The sequence below is a fragment of the Streptomyces sp. NPDC026417 genome, assembly GCF_055567695.1.
The window spans coordinates 111089-116197 of record NZ_JBVHPY010000016.1 but is presented as its reverse complement, the minus strand read 5'-3'; the positions used below and the strand labels follow the sequence as shown (position 1 = coordinate 116197).

Annotated in this window: 3 protein-coding genes; all 3 read right to left on the bottom strand. The window is 73.7% G+C overall.

The window, feature by feature from the left end:
- Positions 1 to 191: 191 nt before the first annotated feature.
- The gene (locus ACZ4NT_RS24590) at positions 192 to 2354 is read right to left on the bottom strand and encodes a SpoIIE family protein phosphatase (RefSeq protein WP_121405753.1); all 2163 of its coding nucleotides are present in this window, start codon (positions 2352 to 2354) and stop codon (positions 192 to 194) included.
- A gap of 371 nt (positions 2355 to 2725) precedes the next feature.
- Complete coding sequence (fomD, locus tag ACZ4NT_RS24585) at positions 2726 to 3418, bottom strand: cytidylyl-2-hydroxypropylphosphonate hydrolase (protein ID WP_121405754.1); 693 nt, start codon at positions 3416 to 3418, stop codon at positions 2726 to 2728.
- 72 nt (positions 3419 to 3490) lie between these two features.
- Positions 3491 to 4876, bottom strand: a complete 1386-nt coding sequence (locus tag ACZ4NT_RS24580; RefSeq protein WP_121405755.1) for a class II fumarate hydratase — start codon at positions 4874 to 4876, stop codon at positions 3491 to 3493.
- Positions 4877 to 5109: the final 233 nt, after the last annotated feature.

The window sequence follows — 5109 nt, the reverse complement described above, 5'->3', positions numbered from 1 at the left end:
CGGCCGGTCCCATTGGTTTTGTCTTCCCGGGTGGGGATCCCAGGCCCCCCTTTGCGACCCCCCAACAAGCGAGAAACACACGAGCAGCCCCCCCCCCCCCTTCCCCGCCCCCCCTCCTCGTGCCACCTGCGATGTGCCCGGCGGGTGCCGTTCGGATCGCCCCGGGGCCGAGGTGATCCGGACGGCACCGCCTAGCTGCGGTTCAGCTCGAACCAGACGACCTTGCCGGTGCTCAGCCGGGTCGCGCCCCACCGCCTGGCCAGCCGGTTCACCAGATACAGGCCGCGCCCGCCCTCGTCGGTGGCGCGTGCCTGCCGCAGCCGCGGCAGCTGCGGGACGTCGTCCCCGACCTCGCAGCGCAGCACGTCGGTGCGCAGCAGCCGCAGGGTCACCGGCCGCGAGGCGTAGCGCACGGCGTTGGTGACCACCTCGCTGACGAGCAGTTCGACGGAGTCGCTCATGTCCTCCAGGCCCCAACGGGACAGCGCACGCCGGGCCAGCCGCCGGGCCCGCCCGGGAGCCGCGTCCTCGGGATCCAGGGTCCAGTACGCCACGTCGCTGGGAGCGATCCCGTCGAAGCGGGCGGCGAGCAGCGCGATGTCGTCGTCCCGGTCGCCCGGCCCGAGCATGTCGAGCACCTCGTCGCAGAGCGCCTCGAGCGGGGGCGGATGGTCGGGGCCGGTCAGCTGAGCGGTGGCCGCGAGCCGCTCCCGCAGCTGCTCTATCCCGGTCCACACGTCCCGCAGCCGGGACTCCACCAGGCCGTCCGTGTACAGGAGCAGCGTCGCGCCGGCGGGCGCGTCGAGCTCGACCGCCTCGAAGTCCACCCCGCCGACACCGATCGGGGCGCCCGGCGGCACCCGCAGCACCTCCGCGCGCCCGCCCAGGTGCAGCAGGACCGGCGGCGGATGCCCCGCGTTGGCGATGGTGATCCGGTGCGCGACCGGGTCGTACACGGCGTACAGGCAGGTCGCCATGCGGTCGGTGCCCAGCCGCTGGGCCTGCTCGTCCAGGTGGTGCAGCACCTCCTGCGGCGGCAGATCGAGCCCGGCGAGGGTCTGCGCCGTCGTGCGCAGCTGGCCCATGATGGCCGCGGACGTCATGGAGTGGCCCATGACGTCGCCGACGACGAGCGCGACACGGCTGCCGGGCAGCGGGATCGCGTCGTACCAGTCGCCGCCCACCCGGGCGGTCTCGGCGGCGGGCAGATAGCGGGACGCCAGCCGCACCCCCGTGGGGCGCGGCAGGGTCTCGGGCAGCATCGTGCGCTGCAGCTCGTCGGCGATGTACGCCTCGCGGCCGTACAGCACCGCCTTGTCGATGCCGAGCGCGCTGTGCGTCGCGAGCTGGGCCGCGACCAGCAGGTCGTCGGTCTCGAAGGCCATCCGCTCCGGACGGCGCAGGAAGAGCGCCGCGCCGATCACCCGGCGGCGGCCCCGCAGCGGGGCGAGGATGGCGCGCTGGCCGCCGGGCACGGCGAGGTCGTCGCCGAGCAGCTCGGGCAGTGCGGCCCGGGCGGCGGGCGCGTCCGCGAAGACGGGACGCACCCCGCGCAGCACCTCGGCGAGCGCGCCGCCGGGGCGCACCTCGCACAGTTCGGCGGTCATCGCCGACAGGTCGCTGGGCTCGGGCTGGAGCGCGGCGATGAAGCCGCCCTCGGTGTCCCGCTCCTCGGGAATCCGGTCGGTGCGGCGCAGCCGCAGCACGACGGGCCCGGCGGGCCGCTCGTCCCCCACCGGCAGCGGGTCGCGCAGGTAGACGAGGATCGCGTCCGAGAAGGTCGGCACGGTGGCCCGGCACAGACCCATCACGATCTCGTCCAGGTCTATGCCCCGGGCGATCCGCCGGGTCGCGGCACCCACGAAGCGCAGCCGGTCACCGTCGCGGCGCATCGGCATCGGGCCGCTCGGCGGCAGCCCCTGGCCGGTCCGGCGGTCCTTGCCGCCGCTCCCCGGTGCCCGGTCCTGCTCGCTCCCCGGCTGGATCGGGATGCCCTCCGGAGCCGGCCGGGGCCGGTGCGGGTCCTGTTCGGCGGCGGACGGCTGGGAGTGCTCGGGGCCCGGGGACGCGGGAACGCTCTGGCCGGAGACAGGCGTACCGGTGCCCTGTCCGCCGGGCGGTCCCTGCTTGGCGCACGACGCGGTCGTGCCCGGACCGGCCGGGCTGTCGCCGGTGCGGACCTGCGCCGGTAAGGCCGCGGGGGCGTGGGGGTCGCTGCGGTCGAACGGAGCCGCGGCCGGGCCGGTGCCCGGCTGCTCCGGGGTACGCAGGAGCGCCCCGCGGGGGTCCGCGGGGGCGGGCGGCCGGCCGGCGCTGGGCCGGCGGCGCTCGTGCGAGGTCGGGTGCTCCGTCACGCGTGTCGAATCCATCCGTCCGGGGCTGCGCGCCGTGCGTGCAGTTCGTCCCGCAGAAGTGCCGATACCCGGAATACGTGTCCCGGGAACGGAATTTCCGCGTCATGGGCAACGGACCGGCCCGCGATCGGCGCGGACAGCCCGTCCGGTCGCCGACAGGCCGTACCGGTGTGGCCCTCGTACCCCTCGCTCACGTCCTGCCGCCCCTCGGTGACGTATGGCCAAGTTCAGCGCTTGCTGTGGGAGTTGCCGCTCTGCGCCCTCCCGTCACCCGGCCACCACCCCTCAACGACGGTGCTCGGCACCGGCCTTGACCGAAATTGATGCGGAGGACGATCCTACGTTTGTACCACGGGGGCGCATCAAGGGTCTCACGTGGACACGTGCGCGGGCGTACGGTCCCAGTCGTCCGGCAGCGACGGTACGCCCCACGACGGGTCCGGGCGCCAGTGCTGCCAGCCGTCCGAGAACGGCGGACCCCACGCACGGATCACCTCCACGGCGGAGCGTCCCGCTTCCCGTACCTGCTCCGCCAGTTGAGTATCCATCAGACCGGCCCGTTGCGCCTGTGCGAACTCGTCTTCGTCGAGCCATCGCCACGTCCTGTCCGGATGGACCGCGATGTCCAGGAAGTGGTCGCGCGAGTCGACACCGCCCGACCAGCGCACGAGCGGCTCCTCCAGGTTCACGTACCAGTTCTTGAACCGCCAGCCCGGCTCCCAGAACAGCCACACCGACCAGGCGTCGCCGGGCCGGGCCAGCTTCAGCACGCCCGTGCCGAACCAGCGGTCCCGCCGCACCGCGCGCGGCTTGGTGTAGCGGGACTCCAGCGGCTCGGCGTGCACCGGCGTGCCGTCGGCGAGCACCGGCTTCACGCACTCCGTGCCGGGCGCCATCCACACCGCGAGCAGCTCGGCGTCGTCCTGGACGACGGTGACGGGACGGCAGATGTGGAAGCGCTCACCGGCGTTCTCCCGGTAGCGCCACAGGATGCGGCTCCCCGGGGCCCAGCGCGCCGTCGGTCCGCCCGCTTCCGCTCGTCTCACCGCTCCGCCCTCTGCCATGAACAGATATTAGGTGCCACAGGCATACGACGCTGCGGTGCGCATCACGGTTCGGGCTGCTGCCGGACGAAGTTACGGGTGCGTCATCCGCAGGACATCGAGCGCTTCGTCGAGCTGCTCGCGGGTCAGGTCGCCGCGTTCCACGTAACCGTTCTCCAGGACGACTTGGCGGATGGTCTTCTGCTCGGCCAGGGCCTTCTTGGCGACCTTGGCGGCCTCCTCGTACCCGATGTACTTGTTCAGGGGCGTGACCACCGACGGCGACGACTCGGCGTACTCGCGGGCCCGTTCGCGGTTCGCGGTGATCCCGTCGACCGTCCGGTCGGCCAGCAGGCGGGTGACGTTGGCGAGCAGCCGGACCGACTCCAGCACGTTCTTCGCGATGACCGGCAGCATCACGTTGAGTTCGAAGTTCCCGGCGGCGCCGGCGGCGGCCACGGTCGCGTCGTTGCCGGTCACCTGGGCCGCGACCATCAGGACGGCCTCCGGAATGACCGGGTTCACCTTGCCCGGCATGATCGAGGACCCCGGCTGCAGGTCGGGCAGGTTGATCTCGGCGAGCCCGGTCCGCGGTCCCGACGCCATCCACCGCAGGTCGTTGGCGATCTTCGTCAGCCCGACGGCGATGGTCCGCAGCTGCCCGCTGGTCTCGACGATCCCGTCCCGCGCGCCCTGCGCCTCGAAGTGGTCGCGCGCCTCGGTGAGCGGCAGCCCGGTCGTCCGGGCGACCTCCTCGATCACGGCGGCCGCGAACCCGGCCGGGGTGTTGATCCCCGTCCCCACCGCCGTGCCCCCGAGGGGGAGTTCGGCCAGCCGCGGCAACGAGGCCCGGAGCCGCTCGACCCCGTACCGCACCTGCGCCGCGTATCCGCCGAACTCCTGGCCCAGCGTCACCGGCGTCGCGTCCATCAGGTGCGTACGCCCGGACTTCACCACGTCCGCGAACTCCTCGGACTTGCGCTGGAGCGACGCGGCGAGGTGCTCCAGGGCCGGGACGAGGTCACGCGTGACGGCAGCGGTGGCCGCGATGTGGATGCTGGAGGGGAAGACGTCGTTGGACGACTGCGAGGCGTTCACGTGGTCGTTCGGGTGCACGTCCCGGCCCAGCCGCTCGGTCGCGAGCGTGGCGATGACCTCGTTGGTGTTCATGTTGGACGAGGTGCCCGAGCCCGTCTGGAAGACGTCCACGGGGAAGTGCGCGTCCCAGCGCCCCTCGGCCACCTCGGCCGCCGCGTCCCCGATGGCCTGCGCCATGTCCTTGTCGAGCACGCCGAGCTCGGCGTTCACCCGGGCGGCCGCGGCCTTGATCCGGGCGAGTGCCTCGATGTGGGCGCGCTCCAGATGCTGCCCGGAGATCGGGAAGTTCTCCACGGCCCGCTGCGTCTGGGCCCGCCACTTGGCGTCCGCCGGGACCCGGACCTCGCCCATGGAGTCGTGCTCGATGCGGTAGTCACTCATACCGGGTACAGCGTGGGGCGGCCGGGGGATGTTCCCCGGCCGCACCCGTTCGCGCTCCGCCGGACGGGTCGGCTTCGGTTCGTCCGGCGGTCGCCGGCGGGTGCGTGAGCGCGCCTCGGGGGGGGGGGGGGGGGGGGGGGGGGGGGGGGAGGGGGGGGAGGGGGGGGGGGGGGGGGGGGGGGGGTGAGGGTGGGGGGAGGGCCGGGGAACGAGACGGGGAGGAGAGGGGAAGG